This window comes from Rhodanobacter koreensis, from assembly GCF_054782855.1.
This window is the reverse complement of sequence record NZ_BAAGRR010000002.1, coordinates 503,416-530,150: the sequence shown is the minus strand read 5'-3', so window position 1 is coordinate 530,150 and position 26,735 is coordinate 503,416. Positions and strand designations below refer to the sequence as shown.

Sequence of the window (26,735 nt, the reverse complement as noted above, 5' to 3'; positions counted from 1 at the left end):
TCATATCAATGGATTTTATATTTGCCATTCATTACCAAGCTTAGATCCAGCTTAGCGTATTTATTTTCGATTATGTCGAAAGATTTTCAATTAATATAGTTGTTACCAAATTGTCATGTCGGATGACTAGCGTGGCGCCCCGCACAGTGCCCCCTATCCAACAACAACTTTGGGACAACCCATGACGCGGCTGACCTCGACCACCCTGCTCCGCAAACCCGCCCTGCTCGCCTTCTGCATCGCCGCGGCATTATCCGCCCCGGCCTTTGCCGGCGACTCCACGGCGACTGGCACCACATCTGCCCCGACCAGCTCGACCCCGAACAATTCAGCGGCGAGCAACGACGCCGCCACGGGTACGTCGGTACAGAATGCGCAGAACCTCAGCGCCGTCCAGGTCACCGGCACCACCATGACCGTGAGCAATATCGCGCCGACGCAAGGCTCGATGGTGGCCATACAGCCTCAATCAATCATCGGCAGCCTGTACATCCAGGAAAACATCTCACCTACCGGCGACTACACCGACGCCGCGGCCATCGCACCGAGCGTATACACCGTGACGCCAAACGGCTCCGGCCTGATGGAGGCGCCGGTCGTTTCGATCCGCGGCTTCCAGGACGGCCAGTACAATGTGACGTTCGATGGCATCCCGTGGATGGACTCCAACGACTTCACGCACCACTCCACCTCGTACTTCACCAACCAGGAAACCAGCAGCGTGACGGTCGATCGCGGCCCGGGCACGGCCGGCACGCTCGGCAACGCCACGTTCGGCGGCACCATTTCGGTGGATTCGATCAGCCCGCAGGACAAACTCAACGTCAGCCCGTACCTCAGCATCGGCAGCTGGAGTACCGCTGTCGAAGGCATCCGCGTCGATACCGGCCGCTTCACCGACAGCGGCACCACTGCCGTGTTTAATGTGCAGAACAGCGATTCGGACGGCTACCTCACCAACGCCGGCCAACGCCGCCAGAGCGTGTTCGCCAAGGTGGTGCAGCCGGTCAGCGACAACACCACGCTGACCTTCGTCGCCATGGCGAACAAACTCGACCAGTACGTGCCGTTCGGCGCCACCAAGGCGCAGATCGCGCAGTACGGCGTGAACTATGGCCTGGTCAACGACCCGACCAGCCAGGCCTACTACCGCTACAACCAGGACAAGATCAACACCAACCTCGGCTACATCGGCCTGCATTCGGTGTTCGACGGCTGGACGATCGACAACAAGGCCTACACCTACGGCTACAACCATTTCGGCTTCAACGGTGAAGATCCGAACGGCGAAACACCGAACGGCACGTACTACAGCGCGGATGACGTACCGGGCCAGCACATGCGCAATACTAATCGTTCATGGGGCGACATCTTCCGTCTGGGCAAGGAACTGGGCCCGGGTGAAGTACGCACCGGCGTGTGGTACGACCATCAGGACGACATTCGCTGGCTGTATGAATTCGACGACACGAATGGCCTGTTGAACCCGGAACCCAATACCGGTGCGACGCTTGCAACCAGTCCCCTGACACCCGCCCAGATTCTGCAAGGGTCGACGGATCGCCGCATGAACGACACGCTGGTAACGATCCAGCCGTTCATCGAATACCAGTGGAACATCACCGACAACGCCTGGTTCGTCGGTGGTGTGAAATACAACCGTTTCGAGCGCGACCTTGACGCCCCGGTGAACCAGAAGACGGAAACCCCGCTGACCTATTCCAAGACCTGGAGCGCCACCCTTCCGTCGGCCGCGTTCCACTACGCCTTCAGCTCCAACTGGACGGCCTATGCGCAGTGGGCCAAGGGTTACCTCGCACCCAACCTCAATCTGCTGTACGTGCCCAACCCGGCGGTTTCCGACAGCGCCGTGGCCCCGGAGAAGACCACCAACTGGCAGCTCGGCACGACCTGGACCAACGATCGCCTGACGCTGTCGGGTGACGTGTACAAGATCGACTTCAACAACTTCGTCCAGAGCCACAAGATTGGCGGCATCACCGAGTTCTACAACGGCGGCGGCGTGCATTACAGCGGCGTCGAACTCGAAGGCACCTACATGCTGGGCGCCGGCTTCAGCGTCTACGCCAATGGATCGCTCAATCGCGCGATCCAGACCGCAGACAACAGCTGGAATCCCAACACACCGCACAAGACCGCCGCGCTGGGCTTCATTTACAGCAACGGCCCCATCTACGCGTCGCTGATCGACAAGTTCGTCGGCAAGACCTACTACACGGCGAACGCCAACGACGACACGCCGATCGGCGGCTATGCGGTGACCAACTTCGCCGCCAGCTACCGTTTCGATCTGAACTCGACCGACGTGAAGGACATCAAGCTCGGCTTCCAGGTCAACAATGTGTTCAACAACACCCACATCAACGCCCTGGCCGGCACCACAGCCCAGGACGGCACACCGTTGTTCTTCACCATCCCGTCGCGCAACTACAGCTTCACCATCTCGGCGGACCTGTTCTGATGAAACGCACGCTGTTGCTGCTGTCGTTGCTGCTGGTCGGCCAGACCGCATTGGCCGACGGTGGTGGCGCTGGTCCGGCCACCATCGAACTGTCGAACCTGCTGCCGCCTCCGCCGGCAGCGGGTTCGGCCGCGGCCCAGCACGATCTTCAGGCCGTGCTGGCCGCGCAACGCTCGCGCACGGCCGCGGACATGGCCGCGGCGAAAGCGGATACGGAGCGTTCCGTATTCCGCTTCGCGGACGTGCTGGGGCCTGCATTGAACGCCTCCAACTTGCCCAGGACATCAGCCTTTTTTGCACGCACGGCAGATTTGGACAAAGCCGAGGCGAAAGATGCAAAGAACCACTGGCTGCGGCCGCGCCCCGGGGTCGTTTCCAGCCTCGTGCATCCGCTTGCCAAGGAAAAACGCAACGACTGGAGTTACCCGAGCGGCCACTCCACGTTCGGCTACACCACAGCCGTGTTGCTCGCGAACATGGTGCCTGAGAAGCGCGCACAGATCTTTGCCAGAGCCGATAGCTATGCCGAGCATCGCATCGTGATGGGCGCGCACTTCCCGAGCGACGTGGAGGCAGGCCGGATTGCCGGCACGGTCATCGCGGCGCACCTGCTGCAGGATCCGCTCTGGCAGGCGGATTTTGTCGCCGCACGGGATGAACTGCGCAAGGCATTGACGCTGGGACCTGCAACCGGCGGGTAAGGCAGACACCCCCGACAGGCAACCTGCCCGGTCCGCTTCGGGCAGGTTGCCGGCCTGGCTGCCCGCAGCCCATGTCTCAAACCGGGCCGGGTTTGCCGCTATCATGTCGCTCATTGCAGTCTCGATCCGCAATGCATTAGCCAGGGGCAGGACACAAGTGAAGGGCCGGACGCATATTCCTCTTGCATGGGCGACCATGGCGACTGGATCTACCTGCGCGTACACCACCCTCACTGCACCGGTTGGATGAGTCCTCGGCATCATCGCTTTCGCCGGCCCGGCCTGAGTCTGCTCGGGCTGCTTCTAGTGTTTCTCGCTGCCGCAACGGCCTGTGCCTCGACCAGCGATCCATGGGCTCCGTTCGATGTCCCCTGGTTCGACCGCGTGAGCAGCAGTGAAGGCGTACCGCAGTCGATCATCACCTCAGTGGCACAGGATCAACGCGGCCTGATCTGGGTCGGCACCATGGTGGGGCTGGCACGCTATGACGGCTACCGTGCACAGGGGTTCGACACCCGAAACGGTGACGGACAGGGACTGCCCGATGCCTACGTACGCAGCCTGTTCGCACTACCCGACGGCGGCATGCTGATCGGCACCAATGCCGGTGGCCTGGTCCGCTTCGACCCCGCGACCAATCGTTTCCGGACCTATCCGATCGGCACGAACGGCACTTCGGACCGCAAGATCTACGACCTCGCCGACGATCATGCCGGCGGCGTCTGGATCGCCACCGATTCGGGGCTGGATCATCTTGATCCGCGCACGGACACGATCACCCAGCTGAAACCCGGTGCCGGTACGGCACCGCGCAACTTCAGCGTGATGCAGGACCGTACCGGCAACCTGTGGCTGGGCAACGACAACGGGTTGTTCGTCCGTCACCCGGGCTCGACGACGTTCGTGCGGCCCGAGCATCCCGAAGGCACGATCGCCAACGTACTCACCAACCAGATCTGGGCCATCCACGAAGATCGAACAGGCAGGCTTTGGGTGGGCAGCGGACAGGCCGGCGCGGTCTATCGCGATACCGATGGCCAATGGCATCCGGTGCCGGGTTTCAGCGGCTATCGGCACGGCAGCCAGCAGTCCACCATCCGGAATTTCCTGGACGTCGCAGCAAACACTGTATGGATCGCCACCGACGGCAGCGGCATCCTCGCGTACACGGCGGGCGAGGCCCACCTGACCCGCATTCATCACGATGCCGCGGTAGCCTCCTCGCTGCCTGGCGACTCGGTGCGGGGTCTGCTGCAGGACCGTTCGGGCAATATCTGGGCAGCTACCGATCTCGGTCTTGCACACACCAACCCCAACGCCCGCACGGCTTTCTCCCTGCTGCCTTCGCCGCTGGAGCAGAACGCGCTCAGCGACACCAGCGTTCGCGGCATCTATGTCGATGCGCGCAACCGCATATGGCTGGCGCTGGGCTCCGGCCACATCGACGTGATCGACCTCGCCACCGGCCACATGACGCACCTGCAGCTGGGCGGCGACCAGATCCACCGTGACGTGCAGGCCTTCGTCGAAGCACCGGACGGCTCGATCCTGGTCGGCACGCAGGGCCTGGCACGGATCAATCCGGATACCCTGGCGATCCAGCCCTCGATATTGCCGGCCCTGGAAGGCAAGCCGGTACTGAGCCTGCAACGAGATGGCCAGCGCATCCTCATCGGCACCTACGACGGCCTGTATCGTTACGACACGCGCAGCGGCAAGCTCGATCGTGTCGAACATGACCCGAAAGATCCGGGCAGCCTCAGCAGCAACACGGTGCGACAGATCGCCCACGTCGGTGACAGCTGGTGGTATGGCACCACCCGTGGCATCAGCATCGCCATCAGCACACTCGACAATCGCGGCTTCGAGACCCTGCGGCACAAGCAGGGCGATCCCACCAGCCTGCCGCAGAACTACATCAGCTCGACCATGCTGGATCCGCAGGGACGGCTATGGGTCAGCACGTTCGGCGGACTCGGCCTGATCGATCACTATTCGCCCGATGGCCCCCACCGCTTCCGCAACATAGGCGTTGCGCAAGGTCTGGCAAGCGACAAGGTCAGCGGTGTGCTGGATGACGATCAAGGCAACCTGTGGGTCAGCACTTCCAATGGCGTATCCAGGATCGACGGCGGCACGTATGCCGTGCACAACCTCGGTCCGCGCGACGGGCTGAACATCGCCAGTTACATCTACGTGGGCGCGGCACGTGCGCCCGGCGGTGAACTGCTGTTTGGCGGCCTCGGCGGCCTGACCGTGATCCGGCCGCACTGGCAGCCCCCGGCGGCAGCCCCCGCGCCACTGGCGATTACAGACGCCGTCGTCAGCAGCGACGAGATCCCGTTCGGCAAGCTTCCCGCCGACGGCCAGAGCCTCAGCCTGGAATCGCGCAGTCGCAACCTGCGCGTGGACTTTGCCCTGCTCGACTACCAGGCACCGATGGAAACCTCCTACAGCTATCGCCTGGAAGGCCTCGACGAGGACTGGACCCGGATCTCCAGAGGGGGTGCCCCGAGTGCCGCCTATACCAACCTGCCCCACGGCGAGTATCACCTGCAGCTGCGTGCGGAAACCCGTGGCATGTACCCGCATACGGTCGAGACCCGTATCGGTGTGGTGGTCAAGCCGCGCTGGTACGAGACCTTGCTCAGCCGGTTGCTGGCCGTGCTGTTGCTGATCGGGCTGATGGCCCTGCTGGTCCATCTGCGCACCCTGTATCTCAAGCGTCAGGCCGTGCAGTTGCAGCGGCAGATCGACGAACGCACGCGCGACCTGCTGGCGGCCAACCAGCGTCTCGACGAGCTCGCCGGTACCGACGGACTGACCGGTGTCTACAACCGCCGCCGCTTCCTCGAACTGGTCGGCGGCGAACACGAACTGGGCAGCAACCAGCCCATCTGCATCGCGCTGTTCGACCTCGACCACTTCAAGCGGATCAATGATACGCATGGGCATCTGGCCGGCGACGCGGTGATCCGCTGCGCGATCGAGGTGATCCGGCAGCACTGCCGGCAAGCCGATTTCGTTGGCCGCTACGGCGGCGAGGAATTCGTGCTGTGTCTCCCCGACACCATACTGCCGCAGGCACGGGACATCGCCGAGCGCATCCGCAGTGAGCTGGCCACGGCCGTGGTGGTACACGAAGGGCGTTCGATCGGGGTGACTGTCAGCATCGGCGTCGCCGCACTGCGGCCCGGCGAATCCATCGAGCAATGGCTGTCACGCGCCGACAAGGCGCTCTACGAGGCCAAGCATGAAGGCCGCAATCGCTGCGTCATGGCATCCTGAAATGCCCAGTCAATTCGCGGCGGCATCCGTTTTGGTGTTGATCGTGTACTGACTGTAGAGGCCATAGGTGATGCCGCACAGGCCGGTCAAGGCGGCAGGAATCAGCAGAGTGCGTTCCTGCAGCAGGCCAAACAGCAGCGCACCGGCGACGCTGCCGAGCAGGAAGGTGCCGATCACCAGCACGCAGACACGGACACGCAGCGTATCGACCTCCAGCCCACGCAGCCGCTGGCCGATGTAGATGCCGAGATCGGTGAACATGCCCGAGACGTGGGTGGTGCGGAACACCATGCCGCTGTAGGTACTGACCATGCCGTTCTGCAGGCCAGCCCCCATCGAGGCCAGGTACAGGCCGATCGCGTTGCCGGCATCGAGCAGCGGCACGGCGGCAAACAGCAACAACGATTCCAGCACGAGTGCCACGCCGTAGCGGCGTCCGAGCTTCAGTGTGCGTTGCTGCACGATCAACCCGCTGAGGATGGCACCGACCAGGAACGCACCGATCGACAGCGCCCAATGCACCGCCTCGCCACCATCGGCCGTGCCCAGCGAGACGCCAAGCAGGCTGGTGGAACCGGTGAGGTTGGTGATCGACTGGTGGCGGAAACCCATGTAGCCGGCGGCATTGACGATGCCGGCAATGAAGGCCAGCACGCCGCCGCCGATCCAGGCCCAGCGTGGCAACTGGCGTAGCACGGGCATCGTGGATCAGTCTTTCAGTGGCTGGGTGGTGATCACCGGCACGTCGCCGATCACGTCGGTACCCTTCGGCGGCACGAAATTGAAGTCGGACGCCGGAATCGGCGCATTGCGCTGCCAGCCGGAGAAACGGATGTCGGTGGTGGAGCCGAGCTGGTCGCGGAAGACCATGCGCGCCAGTCCGTTCGCATCGAAGCCGAGATCGGCATAGTCGAACTGCGGGTCCTTCGCGGTGGAACTGAGCCGCAGCCAGACCAGGCCATCACGCTCGCCCTGCTCGGCGACCTTGAAGTCCCTGTCCATCTGCTTCAGATCGGTCAGCACGGTGAGCGGGCTGTGCGACTCCTCGGTACTCTGGACGCGCACGGTGACCTGTTCCAGATCCGGGTCATACAGCCACACCCGGCTGCCGTCGGCGACGATGGTCTGCTTCGACGGCGTCAGCGTGTCCCAGCGGAACTGCCGCGGTGCTTCCAGCGCCAGCGTGCCGGAACTGGTCTTGCTGACCTTGCCGTTGATGTCGGTCAGCGACTGGGTGAAGTGGCCGGTCAGCGAATGCAGTCCGCTGGCGAAGGCATCCAGCCGCGCGCGCGCCGGGCCGGTGGCGGCCTGTGCCGTCGTGCTCAGCGACAACGCCAGCACGAAGGAAGACAGGACAGACATCAAGCGTTTCATCGGATTCCCCGAAACATGGTGATGGCAATGAAGTGTGAACACTGCCGGCTTAATGAAAGGCAAGCTGGCTCCCGGGCACTCAGTTCTTCGGTGGTGGTGGCGCCAGCACTTCACGATTGCCGTTATGCTGGGGGGCGCTGACCACGCCATCCTGCTCCATCTGTTCGACCAGGCGTGCAGCGCGGTTGTAACCGATGCGCAGATGGCGCTGCACGCCGGAGATCGATGCACGACGGGTCTGCGTGACGATCGCCACGGCCTTGTCGTACAACTGGGTGTCGGCATCGCCGCCGCCTTCCTCGCCCTCCTGCGGCAGGCCGGAATCGTTGATGAACTTGCCGTCGCTGGTGGACTGTACTTCTTCCAGCACGCCCTCGATGTACTGCGGCGCGCCCTGCGACTTCAGCCAGGCGACCACGTGATGTACCTCATGATCGTCGACGAAGGCGCCATGCACACGCTCCGGCGTGGCGGTGCCGGGCGGCAGGTACAGCATGTCGCCATGACCGAGCAAGGCCTCCGCACCGGACTGATCGAGGATCGTGCGTGAGTCGATCTTGCTGGAAACCTGGAAGGCGATGCGGGTCGGGATGTTCGCCTTGATCAGGCCGGTGATCACGTCCACCGAGGGACGCTGGGTGGCCAGGATCAAGTGCACGCCGGCCGCACGCGCCTTCTGTGCGAGACGGGCGATCAGTTCCTCGACCTTCTTGCCGACGATCATCATCATGTCGGCGAACTCGTCGATGATGATCACGATGTAGGGCAGCGGTTCCAGCGGTTCGGCCGCGAGATTCGGCATCTCCGGGTTGGGCCGGAACAGCGGGTCCAGCAACGGCTGGCCGGCGTTCTCGGCGTCCTTCACCTTCTTGTTGAAACCACCCAGGTTGCGCACGCCCACGGCAGCCATCAGCTTGTAGCGGCGCTCCATCTCGGCGACGCACCAACGCAAGGCGTTGGCGGCCTCCTTCATGTCGGTGACCACCGGCGCCAGCAGATGCGGGATGCCCTCGTACACCGAAAGCTCCAGCATCTTCGGGTCGATCATGATCATCCGAACGTCTTTCGCGCTGGCCTTGTACAGCAGCGAAAGCACCATCGCGTTGACCGCCACCGACTTGCCCGAACCCGTCGTACCGGCGACCAGCAGATGCGGCATCTTGGCCAGGTCGACTACCACCGGCTTGCCGCCGATATCCTTGCCCAGTGCCAGTGCCAGCGGCGACTTCAGCTGATCGTACTTGTCCGAGCGCAGGATCTCCGACAGGTAGACGATCTGCTTCTTGGTATTCGGGATTTCCAGGCCGATCACGTTCTTGCCGGGGATCACGTCGACCACGCGCACACTGACCACGGAGAGACCGCGCGCAATGTCCTTGTCCAGGCTCGACACCTGCGAACCGCGCACGCCGGCGGCCGGCTCCATCTCGAAGCGGGTGATCACCGGGCCCGGATAGGCACCGACCACCTTGGCGTCGATCTTGAAGTCCTTCAGCTTGAACTCGACCTGGCGCGAGAGCACCTCGAGGGTTTCCTCGGAATAGCCCGGCCCCTGCTCCGGCGCCTCGTCCAGCAGCGACAACGGCGGCAGCTCGCCTGGCGTGGCGGCGCCGACGAACAGTGGAATCTGCGTTTCGAGCCTGGCCCGCTCGCTTTTCGCCACCGGTGCGGGCGGCGCCTCGATACGTACCGGCTCGCGCTTGGCCTGCTTCACCGCGTCGGCCTTCTTGACCACTTCACGTTCGTTGCGCGCCTGTCGTGCGGCCAGCGCCTGCGGCGCCTCATGCAGTTTGCCCTTGAGCCAGTCGACCAGCTTCAGCACGGCCTGCCCGGTCCAGTCCATCACCTTGAACCACGACAGCCCTGTCGCCAGGGTCACCGCCACCAGGAACAGGGCCAGCAGGAGCAGCGGTGCGCCCTTGTCCAGGGCCTGCGAAAGCGGGCGGCCGACCCACAGGCCGATGATGCCGCCGGCACCCTGCGGAGGTACGGGGTCATCGCCGAATTCGAGATACAGCAGCGCCGGGCCGGTGACAAAGAAAAACACGGAGCCGATCAGTCGCAGCGAGGGCTCCCACGCGTGCGCGGTCCGCTCGCCATGCTGACGCAGCACCTGCACGCCCAGCAGCAAAAGCAGCAGCGGAAAACAGTACGCCACGTAGCCGAAAATCCAGCGCAGCAGATCGGCGATGTGCGCACCGAACGTACCGCCGAAATTCTGCACCAGATTGATCTGGTTGGCATTGGTCCAGCTGGGATCGCGGGCGTCGTAGGTCAGCAGGCAGATCAGCAGATACAGCGCCAGCGGCAGCAGCAGCAGGGCGCCGGCTTCACGCAGCCGGCGCTTCATCTCCTCGCTGAGGCCTTCCTTCGGTTGTTGCTTGACGTTCGCGCTTCGCGCCACCTTGGAAGGCTTCCTTATTTCTGGACAGGGTTAGAGCATACCTTGCAATGCCGGATGTACCAGCTTGCCGCCGTCGACATTGATGCCGCCGCCCAGCGGAGCGAATTCGCGCCACTCGTTGCCGGCCGCCAGACGCTGCACGTACGGCAGGATCGCGGCGGAGATCGCCACCGACGAGGTCTGCGGCACCGCGCCCGGCATGTTGGTCACGCAGAAGTGCGTCACGCCGTGCACGTCATAGGTCGGCTCCTTCCAGGTGGTCGGCTTCGAGGTCTCGAAGCAGCCGCCCTGGTCGATCGAGATGTCGACCAGCACCGAGCCCGGCTCCATCGTCCTGACCATCGCCTCGGTGACCACACGCGGGGCCTTCGCGCTGGGGATCAGCACGGCACCGACCACGATGTCGGCATCGCGCACTTCCTCGGCGACCGAGGATTCATAGGCATACAGCGCGGTGACGTTCGGGCCCATCGCCATCATCTCGGCGAGGCGGTCCTGGCGCTTGTCGAACACCACCACGTTGGCACCGGCCGCGGCGGCCAGCGCAGCGGCATTGCCACCGGCGGCACCGGCACCCAGCACCACCACCTTGCCACGCGGGGTCGACGCCATGCCGCCCAGCAGCTTGCCCTTGCCGCCCTGCGGACGATGCAGCAGGGTCGTGCCGATCTGGGTGGCGATACGGCCGGCGATCACCGACATCGGCAGCAGCAGCGGCAGGCCGCCATTCTCTTCCACCGACTCGAACGCCACGCCGGTCAGGCCGATGTCGAGCAGGCTCTTGGTCAGTGCCGGTTCGGCGGCCAGATGCAGGTAGCAGAACAGCAGGTGGTGCTTCTTCAGCAAGGCCAGATCGCCGGCAACCGGCTCCTTCACCTTGACGATCAGCTCGCCGGCCTCGTACAGCGCGGCGGCGTCCGGCACGATCTTGATGCCCTGCTTGACGTAGGTCTCGTCGGCGAAGCCGCTCTTCAGGCCGGCACCGGCCTGGAGGAACACTTCGTGGCCACGGCGCACCAGGTCGGCGGCAGCGGCGGGAACAAGGGCAACACGACCCTCAAGGGTCTTGGTTTCGGAGGGGATACCGATACGCATGGGAGGCAGTCCTGTGGGGGTCATTGCCGTGGCGACTTGCGTGCGCCGAGCAGGGTTGAGAAAACATCAATGGCCGGAAAGCTTGAATCGGGGTGCTCCCTTCCCCATCCTTGCGGATTCAAACTCCGCCTCGTCCCGCGAAACGGTCAGATGAAACCGCGGCAGGGGTTGAAGCGAATAACGATCAAAGCCGCCAGCAAACCCTAGGATTATAACCATGAGCACTCCCAAACACAGCCGCCTGCTGATCCTCGGCTCCGGCCCCGCCGGCTACACCGCTGCGGTGTATGCGGCCCGTGCCAACCTGAAGCCGACCATGATCACCGGCCTGCAGCAGGGCGGCCAGCTGATGACCACGACGGATGTGGACAACTGGCCGGGCGACGTCGAGGGGCTGCAGGGTCCGGCGCTGATGCAGCGCATGGCCGAACATGCCGAGCGCTTCCACACCGAGATGATCTTCGACCATATCCACACGGCGGATCTGAAGCAGCGCCCGTTCCGGCTCAAGGGCGATTCCGGCGAATACACCTGCGACGCGCTGATCATCACCACCGGCGCCACCGCGAAGTACCTCGGCATCGCCAGCGAGGAGAAGTACAAGGGCAAGGGTGTCTCCGCCTGCGCCACCTGCGACGGCTTCTTCTTCCGCGACCAGGACGTGGTGGTGATCGGCGGCGGCAACACCGCCGTCGAGGAAGCGCTGTACCTGGCCAACATCGGCCGCAAGGTCTACCTGGTGCATCGCCGCGACAAGCTGCGCGCCGAGAAGATCATGCAGGACAAGCTGTTCGAGAAGGCCGCTGCCGGCAAGATCGAACTGGTCTGGAACCACAGCATCGACGAGGTGCTTGGCGACGACACCGGCGTCACCGGCGTGCGCGTGAAGGACGTCAACTCCGGCGTCACCCGCGACATCGCGGCGACCGGCTTCTTCGTGGCGATCGGCCACACGCCGAACACCGGCATCTTCGAAAGCCAGCTCGACATGCACGACGGCTACATCAAGATCCACAGCGGCCAGCACGGCATGGCCACGATGACCTCGGTGCCGGGCGTGTTCGCCGCCGGCGACGTGGCCGACCACGTGTATCGCCAGGCGGTGACGTCGGCCGGCTTCGGCTGCATGGCCGCGCTGGACGCCGAACGCTGGCTGGACCAGCAGACCCCGGCCGGCTGATGAACCTGCGCAGGAGTGCCACTGCAGGCTCAAGCGCGCCTTGATCGAGGCGCGCTTCCACGCAGCGATCGACCAGTTGCCGGCGACGGCATGGGACGCGTTACGTGCTGACGCCAACCCCTTCGTATCGCACGCGTTCCTGGCTGCACTGGAACACGGTGGCTGCATCCGTCCCGAGTGGGGCTGGCAGGCCCATCATCTGGGCCTGCATGAAGATGGCCGGCTGCTCGCCGCCGCACCTTTGTATCTGAAGGGCAACTCGCACGGCGAATTCGTGTTCGACTTCAGCTGGGCCAGTGCATGGCAACGTGCCGGCGGCGAGTACTACCCGAAGCTGCTCAACGCGGTGCCCTACTCGCCCGTACCGGGCCCACGCCTGCTCGCCGGCAACGATGAGCGCACACCCATGCTGCAGCGGACGCTGGTCGAGGCGATGCGTAGCGAGGCCGAACGGCTGGGACTGTCTTCGGTGCATGCGAATTTCCTGCAAGAGACCGAGCTCGACGCGTTCGACAAGGACTGGCTGGCCCGCTCGGACGTGCAGTTCCATTGGCACAATCGCGGCTACCGGCACTTCCCGGATTTCCTCGCCGCGCTCAATCACAAGAAACGCAAGAACATCCTGCGCGAACGCAGCCAGGTCGTAGCCAGTGGCGTAGTCATCGAATGGCGCAGCGGCGATACGCTGAACAGCGACGAATGGCGCCGGGTGCATGCGCTGTACGAAGCCACGTTCGACATGAAGGGCAACCATGCCGCACTGACTGCAGCATTCTTCCAGCAACTCGGCGAACTGGGCCCGACCGCACAACTGGCACTGGCGCGGCATGCGGAAGACATCGTAGCGATGGCGCTGTTCGTGCAAGGCAACGGCGTGCTGTATGGCCGCTACTGGGGCGCCTCGCTGGACGTCCCGGGGCTGCATTTCGAGCTGTGCTATTACCAGGGCATCGAGCACGCTATCGCACACCGCCTGGCCCGCTTCGAACCCGGCGCACAGGGCGAGCACAAGCTGGCGCGTGGGTTCCTGCCGGTCCGCACGCATTCGCGGCACTATCTGGTCAACAAGGATTTTCGCGCCGCCGTGGCGACGGCGCTTGCGCACGAGGCACCAGCGGTCGACGCTTATGCCGCCGAACTGCAGGGCCACAGCCCGTACGCCAACCACGCCGAACGATGATCCACCTGCCGCTACTCGATGCCGACGCACCGGATCACTTTCCCGATCCGCGCGATGCGCTGACCGAGCCCAACGGATTGCTTGCATTTGGCGGCGGCCTGTCCGTGCAGTGGCTGCTGACGGCCTACTCGCGCGGCATCTTCCCCTGGTTCGGCGAAGGCGAGCCCATCCTGTGGTGGTCGCCGGATCCGCGCTGCGTGTTTCATACCGATACGCTGAAGATCAACCGCAGCCTTCGCCGCCAACTCGCCGGCAAACACTGGCGGCTCACTGTCGACCATGCATTCGAGGAAGTGATCCACGCCTGCGCCGCACCTCGCACCCATGAATCAGGCACCTGGCTCGTGCCGGCGATGATCGACGCCTATGTGCGGATGCATCGCCTGGGACATGCCCACAGCGTCGAGGTGTGGGAAGACTCGCGGCTGGTCGGCGGCATCTATGGCATCGCGATTGGCCGACTGTTCTGCGGCGAGTCGATGTTCAGCGCGGAAAGCGGCGGCTCGAAGATCGCCCTGGTTGCACTGGCCCGGCTGCTGCGCGAGCTGGAATTTCCGCTGATCGATGCCCAGGTGAGCAATCCGCACACGCAGTCGCTGGGAGCAATCGAGGTGCCGCGTGCGTGGTATCTGCAGGAAATTGACCGCCTCATCCAGCTGCCGGGACTTGCCGGCAGCTGGGCCGATCTGACCCCGCGGCTGTAGTGCTGGCGGCCGGTCGGGCAGACTGACCTTGCGGTCGCAGATTCAGCCGCCGGTCGAGTCGCCGAGCTTCCTGATCTCCTCGCGATGCTCCAGAAACAGCGCCACCAGGTTCGGATCAAGCTGGCTGCCGGCAGCGTTGCGCAGATAGTCCAGCACCTCCGCTTCCGGCCATGCCGGCTTGTAGACACGTGCCGAGATCAAGGCATCCCAGACGTCGACCACGCTGAAGATGCGCGCTGCCAGCGGAATCGCCTCGCCACGCAATCCTTGCGGATAACCGCTGCCGTCCCAGCGTTCGTGATGGCTGTACGGAATGTCGGCCGCCCCGCGCAGGAAATCCACCTGTTGCAGGAGGTCGTAGCCGATCTTCGGATGCCGGCGCATCAGCACGATCTCGTCCTCGTCCAGCTTGCCCGGCTTGACCAGCACGGCATCCGGCAACGCCAGTTTGCCGATGTCGTGCAGCAATGCGCCGAACTCGAGATGGCGCAGTGCCTCACCATGCACACCGGCCAACCGGGCCAGGCCAGCGGCCATGCGCATCACCCGGTCGGAGTGGTCACCGGTTTCCTTGTGGCGGATGTCCATCGCCGACACCAGCACACGCAGCGATTGCCGGTGGCCATCCCGCAAGGTCTGGTTGATGGCCTTCAGCCGGCCCAGGTCGCGCCCGATCATCCAGTACAACCCGATCCCGGTGAGCAGCACGAACAGGCCGCCCTTGACGCTCTGCAGGAACGTGAGCTCTGCCTGGCCGTGCACCCATGCATTCAACGCGCGATCGGAAAACCAGATCCACAGCACGGACAGCAGGACATAGAAAAACGCAATGCGAAATTGAGGACTGATCTTCACGGCAAGGCTCCGGCGAGGGGTCTCGCACGCGGCATTCACGCCACGCTTCGTCGTGGGCAGGCGAAAGTGTGAAGCACCGACCACAGGGACAGTGTGACAGAAGCCTCAGCTGGCCCGCATCGTGTATTTGCGCGCGACGTAATCGTCCAGGATGCCGACGAATTCGTTGGCGATGTTGTCGCCGCGCAGAGTCATCGCTTTCTCGCCATCGATGAACACCGGCGCTGCCGGTGCCTCGCCGTTGCCGGGCAGCGATATGCCGATGTTCGCATGCTTGGATTCGCCCGGTCCGTTGACGATGCAGCCCATCACCGCCAGGGTGAGGTTCTCCACGCCGTCGTACTTGATGCGCCACAAGGGCATCTGCTCGCGCACGTGTTCCTGCACCGTCTTCGCCAGTTCCTGGAAGAACTCGCTGGTGGTGCGGCCGCAGCCCGGGCAGGCGGTGACCAGCGGCGTGAACGAACGCAGCCCCATGGTCTGCAGCAGCTCCTGCGCCACGATCACCTCGCCGGTACGCGAGGCGCCCGGCTCCGGCGTGAGCGAGATGCGGATGGTGTCGCCGATGCCTTCCTGCAGCAGCACCGCCAGCGCGGCGCTGGACGCCGTAATGCCCTTGGAACCCATGCCGGCCTCGGTGAGGCCGAGATGCAGCGCGTAGTCGCAACGCGTGGCGATATCGCGATATACCGCGATCAGTTCCTGCACACCGGACACCTTGCACGACAGGATGATGCGATCGCGCGCCAGACCGATTTCCTCGGCACGTGCCGCCGAATCCAGCGCCGAACGGATCAGCGCCTCGCGTGCCACATGCGAGGCATCCCACGGTTCGGCGCGCTTGTGGTTCTCGTCCATCAGCGTGGCGACCATGCTCTGGTCGAGCGAACCCCAGTTCGCGCCGATACGCACCGGCTTGCCGTAGCGCAGCGCCATCTCGATGATCGCGCCGAACTGGCTGTCCCGCTTCTTGCCGAAACCCACGTTGCCGGGATTGATGCGGTACTTCGCCAGCGCCTCGGCGCAGGCCGGCTCGTGTTCCAGCAGCTGATGCCCGTTGTAGTGGAAGTCGCCGATGATCGGCACGTCGACCCCCATCATCGCAAGGCGTTCGGCAATGCGCGGCACTGCCGCCGCCGCCGCGGGCGTGTTCACCGTGATGCGCACCAGCTCGGAACCGGCGCGCGCCAGTTCGGCAATCTGTTTCGCGGTGCTGGCCGGATCCTCGGTGTCGGTATTGGTCATCGACTGCACCACGATCGGTGCACCGCCGCCGACTTTCACCCTGCCGATCTGCACGGCCACGCTGGGACGGCGCAGGGAGGGCTCGGCAAGACGCGGAGCGGCCGGACGCGGAGATGGAGAATCTGTTTCGTTCATGGCTGACGTGACCGGATCGTACTGCCGCAATCACCGAGCGGCGAAGCTGCAAGGATAACCGAACCGATGTGACCGCTTCAGCGTCGCAGGGCGACCTGCAACAGGCGGCGCTGCACGCGATCGGCCAGCCTGCCGGGTGCGGTCAGCCCCATCCGCGCCAGCGCCTCGGCCTCGCCCATCGCCACGGGGCCGGGCCGACAGGCTGCGCGCAACAGCCTGAATCTGCCGCGCCAGGTAGCGCTGGACGCCTTCAACCAGTTCAGCGCCGACAACAGACGCTGCTCGACTTCAGTGAAATCGCTGCCGAACGGAAACGCCGGAAACAATCCCTTCTGCTGCAGCGGTGCCAGCGCATCGTGCAAATGGTTCGGGCGATGCCGGCGCCATGCCTCCGGCGCCACGAAATCCGCCGCCAGCTTGCCGTGCGCCTTCGCCTCCGCACACAACGCATCGAGGAAACGCGCGTCGCAGATCGACAGCATCGCTTCGACGCATTCGCTGTCGCTCTTGCCGCGCAGGTCGGCAACACCGTATTCGGTGATGACAAGGTCGCGCAGGTGGCGCGGAATCGTGGTCTGGCCGTAGTTCCAGCGGATATTGCTCTCGATGCCGCCGCGGTGGCTGCGGGTCGCGCGCAGCAGCAGCGCCGAACGGCCATCCGGCAGTTCGTGCGCCATCGCCACGAAGTTGTACTGGCCACCCACCCCGCTGACCACGGCGCCGTCGTCGAGCGTGTCGGACACCACCGCGCCGAGCAGGGTCGCCATCATGCAGGTGTTGAAGAAACGCGCGCCGCGTCGCTGCAGCGTCGCCAGTGCCTGGTGGTCGCCGTAGAGCTGATTGACGTTGGAGACCGGGCACATCGCGATGGCATCCGGATCGGCCGCCTCGGTGGCCTCCAGCCAGTCGTACAGCTCCTGCGAACCGAGGAAGAACGCACCGCGCAGATAGTGACCGCCCGGCGTGGCCGGACTCAGTCGCCCGCTGGCGGAAGCGCGTTCCAGCGCGAGGTTGTCCCAGCTGCGCCGCCTGAGGATGCCGCCACGCTGAAGGTGCATGAAACCATCCATCACCATCTCGCTGGCCCCGTAGAGCCCGCTCTGGAACGGTGCCAGGCCACCGATCCGCCCGGCCAGCGCATGGGTGGCGCCGAGCGGATCCAGCGCCACCAGGGCACGCCGCCATTGCGTATTATCCTGCTGGCGCAGCAGCAGTGCCTTGACCAGCGCATCGGACAACGCACCGATGCCGATCTGCAGGCAACCGCCGTCCCTGACCAGCGCACTGGCATGCAGTCCCAACGCATATTCGGCCAGGTCGACCGGCAGTCGTGGCAGCGCGAACAGCCGCGGCGATGTTTCCGGACGCAGCTCCACATCGAAATACGCCTCTGCCACTTCGGCGTCGCCCCCCAGATACGGCAGGTCCGGATGCACCACCGCCACGCACAGCGGCCGTTGCCGGCCGGCGACCTGGACCTGGCTGAGGAAATCCAGCGTGAGATCCGGATTGCAGGACAGGCTGTAATGCACGCCATCCGGCCCTTCGCGCCGTGCCACCAGTTGCACCAGCAGATTGATGTCCTGCACGGCCAGGTCGCGCGCGACGTGGGTGTAGTTCTGGCTGATGTAGCTGCGCTGCGCGCTGCCCGAATGCAGCAATGCACCGGACTGCATGTAGAACTCGTGTATCTCGACGTTCGGCGGCAATGCATCACGCGCCTGATCCAGTGCGTATTGCGGATCGACCTGATCGACACCGAAATGACGCTCCAGGAACGGTTCGAGAAAACGCTGCTCCAGTCCAGGCGCCGGCTGCGGCCGGGTCAGCGACAGCGCCGTGTACAGGCGCAGCGAACGAGCCGGATCGGTGCCGGTCAATCGATACAGCGCGTTGAGCAGTCCGTGCGGCTTGCCCAGACCCAGTGGCGCGGCAACGCGCAGATCCGGACCCAGCTCACCGGCGAGGTAACGCGCACAGGCCTCGGTGTCGCTGTAACAATGCTCGATCGGCATGCCGCGGATCATGCCAGAAGCCTCATGATGACGGGACGTGGACCGGTCATGACCTACACTCGACCGATGCCGCTCATCACCGACACGCCCAGCCGCCTGCTCGCGCAGCAGGCGCTCAGCCGGACCGCAGGCGCCCCGCTGCTGGACGGCAATGCAGCCGAACTGCTGATCGATGCCGCCGCGCACTACACCACCTGGCTGGCGGCCATCCGTGGTGCCCGGCAACGCGTGCTGCTGGAGAACTACATCATCCGCGACGACGAGGTTGGCCGCGCGTTCCTCGATGCACTGGTCGAACGGGCGCAGGCCGGCGTATTCGTCGCGGTGGTGGCCGACTGGATCGGCTGCCTCGGCCAGTCGCGCAACACGTTCTGGGCACCGTTGCGGGCAGCCGGTGGCCAGGTACGCATCTTCAATCCGCCACAGCTGGGCCAACCACTCGGCTGGATCAGCCGCGACCACCGCAAGCTGCTGGTGGTCGATGGCGTACTGGGCTTTCTGTCCGGTGTCTGCATCAGCGCGAAATGGCTGGGTGACCCGGCACGCAAGGTGCCGCCGTGGCGCGACACCGGCGTGGCGCTGCGCGGCCCGGTGGTGGCGGAACTGGAAGCGGCGTTCGCGCAGAGCTGGGCTGAGATCGGTGCACCGCTGGCGCCGCTGCCCCCTGCATCGGCACAGGCCGCAGCAGAGCCGGCCGTACCGGCCGGCGACGTATCGCTGCGGCTGATCGCCACCCAGCCGGCCACTGCCGGCATGTACCGGCTCGATCAACTGATCGCCTCACTGGCGAGCAAGACGCTGTGGCTGACCGATGCCTATTTCGTCGGCCTCACGCCGTACGTGCAGGCGTTGGTCGCCGCCGCGCGCGATGGTGTCGACGTGCGCCTGCTGGTACCCGGCAGCAGCGACATTCCCGCGGTGGCCGCCATGTCGCGTTCCGGCTATCGGCCATTGCTGAAAGCCGGTATCCGCGTATTCGAATGGAACGGCTCGATGCTGCACGCCAAGACCGCGGTCGCCGACGGGCAATGGGCACGGGTCGGCTCGTCCAATCTCAACATCGCCAGCTGGCTCGGCAATCGCGAACTCGACGTGGCGGTCGAGGATGCCGGCTTTGCCGGCCAGCTCGCGGCGCAATACGAACGTGACCTCGGCAACGCCACCGAGATCGTGCTCGCCGCGCGCCGTCGTCATGGCAGCGGCGAGCAGGTACGCAGCAGTCCAGCGCGGCCGCCACGGGTACGACATGGCGGCGGCAGTTCCGGCCGTGCCGCCGCCGGCGCCCTGCGCATCGCCAACAGCGTCGGTGCCGCGCTGACCAATCGTCGCGTGCTCGGCGATACCTCCAGCGGCCCGCTGGTCGTCGGCACCCTGGCACTGGCCCTGCTGTCCGTCATCGCGATCCTGTGGCCGGCATGGATCGGCTGGCCCTTCGGCGTATTGGCGGCGTGGTTCGCCTTCAACCTCGGCATCCGCAGCTGGCGCGTGCGCAAACGCCGCCGACGTGCGCTGCACGAGGCAGACAGCGACTGAAACAGCATGGCCCGTGCTTGAAGCAGTCTCTGCACTTCCTGTCTCAAGCAGATGTTTTCTCACAATTTGATTCACCCAGCATGCTAGTCTCGTACCCCTATGCCTGCGCCGTTCGACGACACCACGCCACGCCACGTCCTGACCCCCAGCTCGCTCAACCGGCTGGTGCGCGACCTGCTGGGCGACGTGTTTCCGCTGGTGTGGATCGAGGGTGAACTTTCGAACGTGGCGAAGCCGGCCTCCGGCCATCTGTATTTCACCCTGAAGGACAGCGGCGCACAGGTGCGCTGCGCGATGTTCAAACCGAAAGCGGTCGCGCTGCGGTTTCGCCCGGTCGACGGCATGCAGGTCATGTTGCGCGCCAAGGTGGGGCTGTACGAGCCGCGCGGTGAATTCCAGCTGGTTGCCGAAAGCATGGAACCGGCCGGCGAAGGCGCCTTGCAGCGTGAGTTCGAACAGCTCAAGGCACGCCTCGATGCCGAAGGCCTGTTCGCGCAGGAACGCAAGCGTGCCCTGCCCCGTTATGCGCGGCGCATCGGCGTGATCACCTCGGCCACCGGCGCGGCGGTGCGCGACGTGCTGAGCGTACTGGCACGGCGCTGGCCGCTGGCCGACGTCGAGGTGCTGCCGGTGCCGGTGCAGGGGCGCGAAGCACCGCCGGCGATCGTGTCCATGCTGCGCAAGGCTTCGGCCAGCAAGCGCTACGACGTGCTGCTGCTGACCCGCGGCGGCGGCTCGCTGGAAGACCTGTGGGCGTTCAACGACGAGGCAGTGGCGCGGGCGATCCATGCCAGCGCGGTGCCGGTGGTTTCGGCCGTCGGCCATGAGATCGATTTCAGCATCGCCGACTTCGTCGCCGACCTGCGCGCGCCCACGCCATCGGCCGCCGCCGAATTGCTGGTACCCGATGCGGCCGCCGTCACCCGCCATCTGCAGCAGCTGCAGCAACGCCTGCTCACCTTGCAGCAGCGCCAGTTGCAGTCGCACGCGCAACGCGTCGATCACCTGCTGGCGCGACTGCAGACGCAACGACCGCAGGCACGGCTGGCGCGCGATCGCGAACGGCTGCTGCATCTCCGGCACCGCCTGACCGCGGTGCTGCGCGAACAAAGCCAGCTCCGGCGGAGCCGACTCGACCGGATGCACTCACGCCTGCTGGCGCAGCATCCCCGCGCGCAATTGCCGCTGCTGTCACGTCGGCTGGCCGAACAGGACCAGCGCCTGCGCCGCGCGATCGCCCACATCATCGAACGCCGGCAGACCAGCCTGCGCCATGCCGGCCATGCGCTGCACGCGATAAGCCCGCTGGCAACGCTGGAGCGCGGTTACGCGATTCTTTTCGACGAAGCGGGACAGGTCGTGCGCTCTGTCGCCGCCGTCAGCGAAGGCAATACCTTGCGCGCCCGCGTGAGCGATGGCGAACTCGGCCTGCAGGTGCTTGGCAAGCGAGCGGTGACGCCTGACGCCAATCGCTGATCACGGACTCCGATCCGCCTGATCGCTGTGTGTTCGATACTTGGTTGCCAGCACTCAGGTGCAGGATGACAAGATGGCGCAGTGAACGTTTTTGAGTGATTCGGTGAACGATCAAACCCGACGGACTTCGACACACGTGACTCACGAACTGGTCATTGAAACCCACGATCTCACCAAGCACTACGGCACGGTCGAGGCGGTGCGCGACCTGAGTCTGACGGTGGAGCGCCAGCGCATCACCGGATTCCTCGGGCGCAACGGCGCCGGCAAGAGCACCACGATCAAGATGCTGCTCGGCATGATTCGGCCCACATCCGGCGCAGGCCGGGTGCTGGGATACGACATCACCGATCCCGCACAGAGCCTGGAGATTCGTCGGCGCATCGCATACGTCGGCGAGGACAAGGGTTTGTACGGTTACATGACCGTCGCCGAACTCATTCGTTTCATCCGCTCTTTCTATCCGGATTGGCAACCGCACATCGAGGCGCGTCTGCTCAGGGAATACCAGCTGCCGCCCGGGCGCAAGGTCAAGGCCATTTCCAAGGGCATGCGCACCAAGTTGGCACTGCTGCTGGCACTGGCGCGACGCCCTGAACTCATCATTCTCGATGAGCCGTCGGAAGGGCTCGATCCGGTGTCCATCGAAGAGTTGCTGCAAACCTTGCAGGAGGTGCGCGCCGCCGGCACCAGCGTCTTCTTTTCCTCGCATCAATTGAGCGAGGTGGAGCGGATCGCCGACCGGGTGCTGATGATCGATCGCGGGCAGCTGGTCATGAACACCCGGCTCGACGACCTGCTGAACAACTATCGCAACATCACCGTGGAATCCGCCGCGCAAGGCCCGATGCCGGCGTTCGATCTGGCTGGCGTGGAGCGGACCCGGGTCAGGGGGCGCCAGACCTGGGTGCTCGCCAGCTCCAACGTCGAGGGCATCGTGGCCCATGCGCGCTCCCTCGATGCCGTCGTGCAGGTGACACCGGTGAATCTGCGCGATGTCTTTCTCGATATCGTCAGGGAAGCGCCCTGATGCTCTGGTACAAGATGTGGCGGGAAAGCTTGACCCGCTTCGCCATCAGCGCGGTGGCCCTGCTGTGGATGTGCGGTGCCGTGGTGCTGCTGCAGCAGCAGGTGCGCGCCCATGCCGATGAGCCGCTGAGCTATGCGCACTACATCTGGAGTGCGGTTTACAAGGCCAATGTCCTTGACCTGTTCATCCTGCTGGTGATCGTGCTCGGACTCGGTGGCGTACTGCAGGAGCGCGCGCAGGGCACGGTTGGATTCACGCTGTCGCTGCCGGTGAGCCGGTGGCGGCTCACTACCGTCAGGGCCGCCACGGGAATGGCACAGGTTGCAGTACTTGCGCTGCTGCCTGCGCTGCTGATTCCGCTGCTGTCACCCTTTGTCGGAGAAGCCTATCCGTTCGCACGCGCTTTGCAGTTCAGCGTGTTGTGGGCCGGCTGCGGAATGGTGATTTTTGCGCTGTCGTTTTTCTTCTCGGTGGTTCTGCCTGGGGCTTACTCGCCGGCGATTGCTTCGATAGCTGGAGTGCTGACTTTCTCGGCCGTCGCCGAGCTGCCGCTGTTTGAGCGCTATCCAGCGCTCGATCTGGTGGAAACAATGCATGGTGCACAGCTTTCGATCTCAGCGGGCGCCACTTCGCTGCCCTGGCTGTCCCTAGGCCTGTACGCGCTGGTGGCGCTGTGCCTGGTGGTGGCGGCCAGCAGCATCACAGCGCGCCGAGATTTTTCATGAACGCCACGTCCCCGTTACTGTTCAAGGCTTGGCGAGAGAGCAGCGAGCGGTTTCTGCTCAGCGCCGCACTGCTGGCGGCTATCTGCGTGTTGGGCGTGTTCTGCCACACCAGCCTGATGAAGGTATTCGCGCCAAACGGGCCGTTCGTCGGTGATCCCTATGTCGGTTACATCTACCGGCTGGTTTACGACGGAACGGCACGCGGCTTGTTCGTCATCATGACCATGGTGCTCGCGCTTGGCGGCCTGCAGCGCGAGCGCCTGCATCGGACGGCAGGATTCACCCTGGCGCTGCCCGTGAGTCGCGCGCGGCTGGTACTGGTGCAGGCGCTGCTCGGCCTGGTGCAGGTGGCGATCCTGTCGGTGCTGCCCTTGCTGTTGCTGACCGCGTGCTCGCCGCTGGCGCATGTGTCGTATCCCCTGGAGCAGATGGCGCGTTTCGGCTTGTTCTGGTTCGCCGGTGGCGCGGTGTTCTTCGCCGTAGCCTTCCTGTCCGCGACGCTGTTCCGCAGCGAATATACGGCGCTGGCCGCGTCGTTTGTTTTCATGATCTTCTATCCGATCACGGTGCTCTTTCCTCCGTTGAATCGATACCCGTTGAACATCCACCACATCATGAGTGGATTGGCGATGCCGTATTTCGATGCGCGCAACGCGCTGCTGGTGGGATCACCGCCCTGGGCGCTGTTGGCTTCGATGATGGCGATTGCCGGCGTGTTGATCGCCCTGGCGGTTCAGATCACCAGGCACCGCGACTATCCATGACGATGGATGCACCACACGAGGCGGCAGAATCCTGGCGTTGCGCGGGGATTCAAGCCTGATCGCTTGTCACGAATACTGAACATGCCGCCCGTCTATGCTGTCCGGCAACCTGTTTTGCATGGTCGCCACGATGCTCAAGAAAACCTACCCCTACTACCTCGCCAACCAGCCACAGACGTCCAAAGTCATGCTGGACGTACTGGACAAGTACAGCGGCAAGCTCGCCACACGGGTGGCGGTACCGGATGCGAAGGCTGCCGAAAAGGCGATAGCCGCCGCGGTGAAAGCTGCCGCCCCGATGCGCGACTTCAAGCCATGGGCACGCCAGGCGGTGCTGCAGCATTGCGCGCAACGCTTTGCCGAACGCCGCGACGAACTGGCCGAGGCGCTGTGCATCGAAGCCGGCAAGCCGATCAAGGATTCGGCTGGCGAAGTGACGCGACTGATTGAGACGTTCCGGATCGCCGCCGAGGAAGCCGTGCGCATCAACGGCGAAACGCTGAATCTCGAACTGGCCTCGCGTCTGGACGGTTATCACGGCTATACGAAGCGCGTACCGCTGGGCCCGGTATCGTTCATCACCCCGTTCAACTTCCCGCTCAACCTGGTCGCGCACAAGGTCGCGCCCGCGATCGCCGCCGGCTGCCCGTTCGTGCTGAAGCCGTCGGAGAAGACCCCGATCGGCGCGCTGATCATCGGCGAGGTGCTGGCCGAGACCGATCTGCCGAAAGGCGCGTTCTCGATCCTCACCCTGGACGGCAAGCATGCCGTGCCGCTGGTCGAGGACGAGCGCTTCAAACTGCTCTCGTTCACCGGTGGGCAGATCGGCTGGGAGCTGAAAGCCCGCGCCGGCCGCAAGAAGGTGGTACTGGAACTGGGCGGCAATGCCGCCTGCATCGTCGATGCGGATCAGGGCGCGCATCTCGATCGCGTGGTCGAACGGCTGATCTTCGGGGCGTTCTACCAGTCCGGCCAGAGCTGCATCGGCGTGCAGCGCATCTACGCGCATGCCGACATCTACGATGCGCTGAAGAAGAAACTCGTCGCGGCCACGAAGAAGCTCAAGGCCGGCGATCCGAAAAAGAAGGACGTGTTCCTCGGCCCGATGATCGACGAGGCCGCCGCCGAACGCCTGCATGGCTGGATCACGGAAGCGAAGCAGGCCGGCGGCAAGATCCTGTGCGGTGGCAAGCGCCACGGCAACATGCTCGAAGCGACCCTGATGGAAAACGTGCCGCGCGACGCCAAAGCCAATCGCATGGAAGCGTTCGGCCCGTTCGCCCTGCTCGCTCCGTTCAAGAAGTTCGGCGAGGCGATCGCGCTGGTCAATGATTCCGACTACGGCCTGCAGGCCGGCATCTTCACCGACAGCCTCGACCATGCCATGCGCGCCTGGAACGAATTCGAACAGGGCGGCGTGATCGTCAACGACATCCCCAGCTTCCGCGTGGACAACATGCCCTACGGCGGCGTCAAGCTGTCCGGCCTCGGTCGCGAGGGTGTGCGCTACGCGATCGAGGACATGACGGAGATTCGCCTGATGGTGATGCGCGAGCGCTGAGTGGACACAGCTCGACCGGCCGGTCGATGCGATGCCGCCCGGTCACCGCGTCGGAATGAGCGGTGCAAGCACCGCTGGTGCGTTCCAGCCCAGCGCGTTGTACACATGATACTGGGCAGCTCCCACGTACTCGTGCAGGGCGTCATCGCACAACGCCAGGTTCGACGAAAGCGGCCATACCGAAAGCATGGCGGCGACCATGTCGCCATGCACCGGCATCGGTCGCAGGCCGAAGTGCCTGAAATACAGCATGCTGCGTCGCAGGTGGATGGCAGAGCTCACCAGCACCAGTTTCTGCGGATGGTAGGCCTGCAACAGCGGCCGACTGAACTGGGCGTTCTGCCAGGTATTCATGCTGCGCGACTCCAGCTGCAGATCCTGCGCCGGAACCCCCAGCCGGCGCAGCACCGGTTCGTAGACGGCCGCCTCCGCCTCACCGTGATGCTGCGAGTCACCGCCACTCACCAGCAGCAGGCACTGCTGCCCCGATGCCTTGCAGTCGTGATACAGCGTGGCCGCCTTCACGATGCGGCCATAGGCAAACAGCGGTGGTTCCAGCGCGGCGCCCGGTGCGACGCGAGTGGATCCCGCACCCAGCAGCACGATGGCGTTGCGCGGCGCCCAGTCACCGGAAACCGTGGCCGCATACGGAGCTTGCAGGTTGTGCAGCAGCCAGATCGGCAACGGCCCGCAACCGGCGGCCAGGAACAGCAGCAGGGTCAGCCCCGCCAGACCGGATGCCAACCGGCGTCGACCAGCCCAGGCCGCCAGCGCCGCCAGCAGCAGCAACACCTCAAGCGCATTCAACGTCATGGCAAGGAGATTCGCATGAAGAAGCCGCCAGCGTAACCCAGCTCATGCATTCGCCAGAACGATTTCACGAAACAGGGTATGGCGGGCGCCTGTCATCCCGTATCAGGTGTCAGGCATCCGTCCAGATCGGATGACCTGCCGCCATCCACCTCTTCATCCGGCATCATGGGCGCGT

Annotated in this window: 20 protein-coding genes; 12 read left to right on the top strand and 8 right to left on the bottom strand. The window is 64.6% G+C overall.

The features are described from left to right. The first annotated feature begins 181 nt into the window (after nt 1-181). From ACYVKM_RS08240 to ACYVKM_RS08230, 3 genes are all read left to right on the top strand, one after another. Nucleotides 182-2,482 (top strand): TonB-dependent receptor, encoded by a 2,301-nt coding sequence (locus tag ACYVKM_RS08240; RefSeq protein WP_460877117.1) that lies wholly within the window; start codon nt 182-184, stop codon nt 2,480-2,482. Next, the gene (locus ACYVKM_RS08235) at nt 2,482-3,183 is read left to right on the top strand and encodes an acid phosphatase (protein WP_460877116.1); all 702 of its coding nucleotides are present in this window, start codon (nt 2,482-2,484) and stop codon (nt 3,181-3,183) included. Before ACYVKM_RS08240 ends, ACYVKM_RS08235 begins: the two co-directional genes overlap by 1 nt. Nucleotides 3,184-3,567: 384 nt before the next feature. Then, the gene (locus ACYVKM_RS08230) at nt 3,568-6,471 is read left to right on the top strand and encodes a ligand-binding sensor domain-containing diguanylate cyclase (protein WP_460877115.1); all 2,904 of its coding nucleotides are present in this window, start codon (nt 3,568-3,570) and stop codon (nt 6,469-6,471) included. 9 nt (nt 6,472-6,480) lie between these two features. Here ACYVKM_RS08230 and ACYVKM_RS08225 read toward each other — a convergent pair whose 3' ends face one another. From ACYVKM_RS08225 to ACYVKM_RS08210, 4 genes are all read right to left on the bottom strand, one after another. Then, on the bottom strand, nt 6,481-7,173 hold the full coding sequence (locus ACYVKM_RS08225; protein ID WP_460877114.1) for a YoaK family protein: 693 nt from the start codon (nt 7,171-7,173) through the stop codon (nt 6,481-6,483). Between the two features lie 6 nt (nt 7,174-7,179). Next, nucleotides 7,180-7,845 carry an outer membrane lipoprotein chaperone LolA gene (lolA, locus tag ACYVKM_RS08220; RefSeq protein ID WP_460877113.1) on the bottom strand — a complete coding sequence of 222 codons (666 nt, stop codon included), beginning with the start codon at nt 7,843-7,845 and terminating at the stop codon, nt 7,180-7,182. Nucleotides 7,846-7,924: 79 nt separating this feature from the next. Further along, nucleotides 7,925-10,249: a DNA translocase FtsK gene (locus ACYVKM_RS08215; protein ID WP_460877112.1), complete on the bottom strand. Its 2,325-nt coding sequence runs from the start codon at nt 10,247-10,249 to the stop codon at nt 7,925-7,927. Nucleotides 10,250-10,279: 30 nt separating this feature from the next. Then, nucleotides 10,280-11,344: an alanine dehydrogenase gene (locus ACYVKM_RS08210; protein ID WP_460877111.1), complete on the bottom strand. Its 1,065-nt coding sequence runs from the start codon at nt 11,342-11,344 to the stop codon at nt 10,280-10,282. A gap of 217 nt (nt 11,345-11,561) precedes the next feature. Between ACYVKM_RS08210 and trxB the strand changes: the two genes are divergently transcribed. From trxB to aat, 3 genes are read left to right on the top strand one after another with little or no spacing between them, the layout of a single operon-like run. Then, nucleotides 11,562-12,524 carry a thioredoxin-disulfide reductase gene (gene trxB / locus ACYVKM_RS08205; protein WP_460877110.1) on the top strand — a complete coding sequence of 321 codons (963 nt, stop codon included), beginning with the start codon at nt 11,562-11,564 and terminating at the stop codon, nt 12,522-12,524. A 40-nt stretch (nt 12,525-12,564) separates the two neighbouring features. Beyond that, the gene (locus tag ACYVKM_RS08200) at nt 12,565-13,704 is read left to right on the top strand and encodes a GNAT family N-acetyltransferase (protein ID WP_460877109.1); all 1,140 of its coding nucleotides are present in this window, start codon (nt 12,565-12,567) and stop codon (nt 13,702-13,704) included. Then, a complete protein-coding gene (gene aat, locus ACYVKM_RS08195) occupies nt 13,701-14,408 on the top strand; it encodes a leucyl/phenylalanyl-tRNA--protein transferase (RefSeq protein WP_460877108.1) in 708 nt (235 codons plus the stop codon). The genes ACYVKM_RS08200 and aat overlap by 4 nt, the downstream gene beginning before the upstream one ends. Before the next feature lie 42 nt (nt 14,409-14,450). Here aat and ACYVKM_RS08190 read toward each other — a convergent pair whose 3' ends face one another. The 3 genes from ACYVKM_RS08190 to ACYVKM_RS08180 all read right to left on the bottom strand — a co-directional run bounded on the left by ACYVKM_RS08190 (nt 14,451) and on the right by ACYVKM_RS08180 (nt 18,670). After that, nucleotides 14,451-15,263, bottom strand: coding sequence for an HD-GYP domain-containing protein (locus ACYVKM_RS08190; protein WP_460877107.1), 813 nt, complete (start codon nt 15,261-15,263; stop codon nt 14,451-14,453). A 105-nt stretch (nt 15,264-15,368) separates the two neighbouring features. After that, the gene (ispG, locus tag ACYVKM_RS08185) at nt 15,369-16,643 is read right to left on the bottom strand and encodes a flavodoxin-dependent (E)-4-hydroxy-3-methylbut-2-enyl-diphosphate synthase (RefSeq protein WP_460877106.1); all 1,275 of its coding nucleotides are present in this window, start codon (nt 16,641-16,643) and stop codon (nt 15,369-15,371) included. 77 nt (nt 16,644-16,720) lie between these two features. Further along, nucleotides 16,721-18,670, bottom strand: coding sequence for an acetyl-CoA hydrolase/transferase C-terminal domain-containing protein (locus ACYVKM_RS08180; protein WP_460877105.1), 1,950 nt, complete (start codon nt 18,668-18,670; stop codon nt 16,721-16,723). Between the two features lie 36 nt (nt 18,671-18,706). Here ACYVKM_RS08180 and ACYVKM_RS08175 point away from each other — a divergent pair, with 36 nt between their 5' ends. The 6 genes from ACYVKM_RS08175 to ACYVKM_RS08150 all read left to right on the top strand — a co-directional run bounded on the left by ACYVKM_RS08175 (nt 18,707) and on the right by ACYVKM_RS08150 (nt 25,747). Continuing rightward, nucleotides 18,707-20,191 carry a phospholipase D-like domain-containing protein gene (locus tag ACYVKM_RS08175; protein ID WP_460877104.1) on the top strand — a complete coding sequence of 495 codons (1,485 nt, stop codon included), beginning with the start codon at nt 18,707-18,709 and terminating at the stop codon, nt 20,189-20,191. A 99-nt stretch (nt 20,192-20,290) separates the two neighbouring features. Further along, nucleotides 20,291-21,667, top strand: coding sequence for an exodeoxyribonuclease VII large subunit (xseA, locus tag ACYVKM_RS08170; protein WP_460877103.1), 1,377 nt, complete (start codon nt 20,291-20,293; stop codon nt 21,665-21,667). Between the two features lie 103 nt (nt 21,668-21,770). Beyond that, nucleotides 21,771-22,697: an ABC transporter ATP-binding protein gene (locus tag ACYVKM_RS08165; RefSeq protein WP_460877102.1), complete on the top strand. Its 927-nt coding sequence runs from the start codon at nt 21,771-21,773 to the stop codon at nt 22,695-22,697. A 53-nt stretch (nt 22,698-22,750) separates the two neighbouring features. Then, nucleotides 22,751-23,422 (top strand): hypothetical protein, encoded by a 672-nt coding sequence (locus ACYVKM_RS08160; RefSeq protein WP_460877101.1) that lies wholly within the window; start codon nt 22,751-22,753, stop codon nt 23,420-23,422. Then, entirely contained in the window at nt 23,419-24,186 is a 768-nt protein-coding gene (locus ACYVKM_RS08155; protein WP_460877100.1) for an ABC-2 transporter permease, read from the top strand. Before ACYVKM_RS08160 ends, ACYVKM_RS08155 begins: the two co-directional genes overlap by 4 nt. A gap of 130 nt (nt 24,187-24,316) precedes the next feature. Then, nucleotides 24,317-25,747 (top strand): aldehyde dehydrogenase family protein, encoded by a 1,431-nt coding sequence (locus tag ACYVKM_RS08150; RefSeq protein WP_460877099.1) that lies wholly within the window; start codon nt 24,317-24,319, stop codon nt 25,745-25,747. A 42-nt stretch (nt 25,748-25,789) separates the two neighbouring features. On the opposite strand, the gene ACYVKM_RS08145 is transcribed toward ACYVKM_RS08150, so the two are convergent. After that, a complete protein-coding gene (locus tag ACYVKM_RS08145; protein WP_460877098.1) occupies nt 25,790-26,560 on the bottom strand; it encodes a YdcF family protein in 771 nt (256 codons plus the stop codon). Nucleotides 26,561-26,735 lie beyond the last annotated feature (175 nt).